3 protein-coding genes are annotated in these 2,970 nt (G+C 44.1%); all 3 read right to left on the reverse strand.

The window, feature by feature from the left end:
- Positions 1-194: 194 nt before the first annotated feature.
- Genes BGX12_RS15980 through BGX12_RS15620 form a run of 3 tightly spaced genes read right to left on the reverse strand, consistent with a single transcriptional unit; the run spans position 195 to position 1,953 of the window.
- Positions 195-320: a hypothetical protein gene (locus tag BGX12_RS15980; protein ID WP_254917750.1), complete on the reverse strand. Its 126-nt coding sequence runs from the start codon at positions 318-320 to the stop codon at positions 195-197.
- An 11-nt stretch (positions 321-331) separates the two neighbouring features.
- A complete protein-coding gene (locus BGX12_RS15615; protein WP_158278287.1) occupies positions 332-469 on the reverse strand; it encodes a hypothetical protein in 138 nt (45 codons plus the stop codon).
- Positions 466-1,953, reverse strand: a complete 1,488-nt coding sequence (locus BGX12_RS15620; RefSeq protein ID WP_158278288.1) for a leucine-rich repeat protein — start codon at positions 1,951-1,953, stop codon at positions 466-468. Before BGX12_RS15620 ends, BGX12_RS15615 begins: the two co-directional genes overlap by 4 nt.
- Positions 1,954-2,970 lie beyond the last annotated feature (1,017 nt).

A 2,970-nucleotide genomic window follows, 5' to 3' on the forward strand; every position in this document is an offset into this window, starting at 1 on the left:
TGTAGATGTAAAGATAGCCTACGAATGGGAATCGGAATCGAGAGAATCATCTAGCAAGGCTGCCTAAATGCTTCCACACATGTTGATGATGCCTCGATTTAATTCAATTTATTTTCCAGATTGCCAAAAAGACATCATAAAAAGCCGACCACCAATTATGGGCTCACACCACAAGGCGAAATCGTAAAAACAAACTAATCGTCAACGACAACACCCATTCTGTCGGGAAGGCTGCTCTGCAGCAAGTTTGAACGGTGCTTCAGCTTGATCACCTTCACCTGGGGCTTTTTGTACTGTTTCTTCTGCTCTTGCTTTTTCATTTCTACTCCTATTATTGAAATTTGCCGCCATAACCCTTGGGACCGTCATTTTCAAAACCGCTGTTTTGCAGCAGGTTCGCACGGTGTTTCAGCTTGATCACTTTTACCTGGGGTTTGCAATACAGTTTCTTCGGTTCAGGCCTTTTCATTTTACGATAACCTTGCTCCTGTTATTGAAGTAGGAACCCTTAGCGCTGGGTTTGCCGTTGAGTTTACGGCCCTTCAGGTCGAACCAGCGATCTCCCGCGGCGTTGAACTCGCCGGTGCGGGTATTGAGCTTACCGATATACAGAGTTCCGCCCTCATCGTCATCCACGACCACATCCAAGTAATTCGGGGGCTCGATGCTGAAAGTCGTCGAACGTGCCATGGGAGCCATGCCTCGGAAGGACGGTTCCGGAGAAGGTGCCGGAGTTGCGACAGGATTGTAATAGAGGTAGGCTCGCATAGGCGGCAGATTTGCACCAGCGGTAGCTTTCACAAATTCGCCAATATGGACATCGGCAACATTCTCGGCGGCAAAACCATAAACATACCCAAGATCCGGATGACCTTCCATCCAGACCATTTTTCCATAGGTTCCGCGAAGTTCCCAGCCATCACCCTCATCCTGGCCCTGGTCCGTGGGAGAGGCTTCCAATGTACGTTCCAAGGTAGCCCCGGTCTTAAAGGAGATGGTCTCGCCAGTAGTTTTCACTAGGTACGGGGTGTTTGCGATCAGTTCGTCACGAACGGAACCTACGTGAACAGTCCAGTCATCCGAAGAAACATACTTAAATCTGTAGAATACAGCGCCCTCCACATTTTCCACATACATGCTAAAAGGCAGCGTAATGGTGGAGATTGTGCCAGCGGCAAAGGTCCTATTCAGCTCAATTGCGTCCACATCGATATTCCAAGGGAGCAGTACGGAGGTTTCGGAGTTTCCGTCGATAATTGCCTTGCTATCGTCATTGTAAGCACAAACTGCACCGTATGTTGTTCCAAGGGCGTCACCAGTCGCTTCTATTGTATGTATTTCTGTACAGCCAATGCGTGTGCATCGGGCAGTTTTGTGGCCATCCTCAGAGCAAGTCTGGTCACCGTCCAAGTGGTATTCACCCCAAGAGTGGCCGAGAGGCTCGCCAACTTCAAATACTTCAGAAGTGCTTAATGCTCCACATACGCAACTCTTGTAATACTTTGCTTTTTCTGTACAAGTTGCTGCTGATTCGTTAGCACCATCAATGGTTATATCTTCTACAGTGAATGCATGACTTTCAGGTGTCGATGTAGTATTGCCACACTTACAATTTTGATGATGAGTTCCATCTTCTCCATCAACAAATGGCTGTCCCTCATAAACGTGATATTTTACAAACGCTCTTTCATCACCCCACCAACGAGATGAATAATCCAATGAACATGGCATTTTTACCTTAGTTAATGCGTCGCAATCACCAAATGCCGCATTACCAATAGCTGTAACACTACTTGGTATTTCAACAGTTTTTAATCCAGGACTATTCCAAAACGCCAAATGACCAACATATGTAACACCATCAGAAATGACAGCCTTAGTGATTTTATCCAAATAGTTTCGTTGTCTTGCCTTATTCCAAGGTTCATCCATATTGGATTGAAAGTTTGCCATTCTTCCTGTTCCAGAAATCGTCAATGTATAATTTCCATCTTCTTCCTGGGTAACACGCCATGCGACGTCTTTTCCGTCATTCACTTCTGGATCGCCGCAATAACCATGATTATGGTCAGGGTTTATTGCGCCACAAATACAATCTCGCGTTTCTCCGTTTTCATCTTGGAAAATATGCGGGCCAGTAATAATTGTCTGTCCACAAACTGTACAGGTTGACACATGTGCAGTTTCATCCTCAAGGGTATGTGGTACAATAGGAGCAATTACATCTTCCGCTAACAATTCGTTTGTTCCAGTTTCATCTGCAAAATACTTTCCGTCACCTCCAAGATAGCAAGCCTGTTTGATTCCAGTTTCTGTACAAGTCGCACTCTTTTGAGGAAGGAAAAAATAAAATTCTTTTCCGCCATACAATCTTATTTCACTTAACGCTACATATTCTCCCTCCATTTCAAAGCGAAAATATCTATAGGCTTTGTTCTCTTGATTATCACAGGCAAAACTAAAGTTTGTACCACTACTAATGTCATCTGATCTTGACGAAACAACATTCCAATCATCTTCTTCATTTGCCTTTGCTTTTAAGGTCCACGATGATGGATTGACCTCTGGATCCATGGAATCAAACACATATCCCTTCAAAGCAATTGGTAAAATAGAAGAAAATTCAACATAACCCCCTCCATCTACATTTAGACACCATGATTCCATATCTCCATCCACAAGTGCTTCATAGTTAAGAGCCTCATTATAGCCTGTTCCCTCTATTGCATTAAAGCCCGTATACAAGTAATATTCCTTGCCATCTATTGTGATAGTCGTTCGTACTGTTTCAGTAGCAAATGCATTTGCCGAGAACAACAGAAGCATAGCCAGCACCGACAGAGTTTTTGTAAATCCACGAAACTTCATAAATTTTGAGGCATCATCAACATGTGTGGAAGCATTTAGGCAGCCTTGCTAGATGATTCTCTCGATTCCGATTCCCATTCGTAGGCTATCTTTACATCTACA

Source organism: Fibrobacter sp. UWR4 (genome assembly GCF_003149045.1).
Lineage (GTDB): Bacteria > Fibrobacterota > Fibrobacteria > Fibrobacterales > Fibrobacteraceae > Fibrobacter.

Excerpts from the sequence above, each read along its gene's own strand:
- BGX12_RS15980 (WP_254917750.1), bottom strand. The coding sequence starts at position 320 with ATGAAAAAGCAAGAGCAGAAGAAACAGTACAAAAAGCCCCAGGTGAAG.
- BGX12_RS15615 (WP_158278287.1), bottom strand. The coding sequence starts at position 469 with ATGAAAAGGCCTGAACCGAAGAAACTGTATTGCAAACCCCAGGTAAAA.
- BGX12_RS15620 (WP_158278288.1), bottom strand. The coding sequence starts at position 1,953 with ATGGCAAACTTTCAATCCAATATGGATGAACCTTGGAATAAGGCAAGA.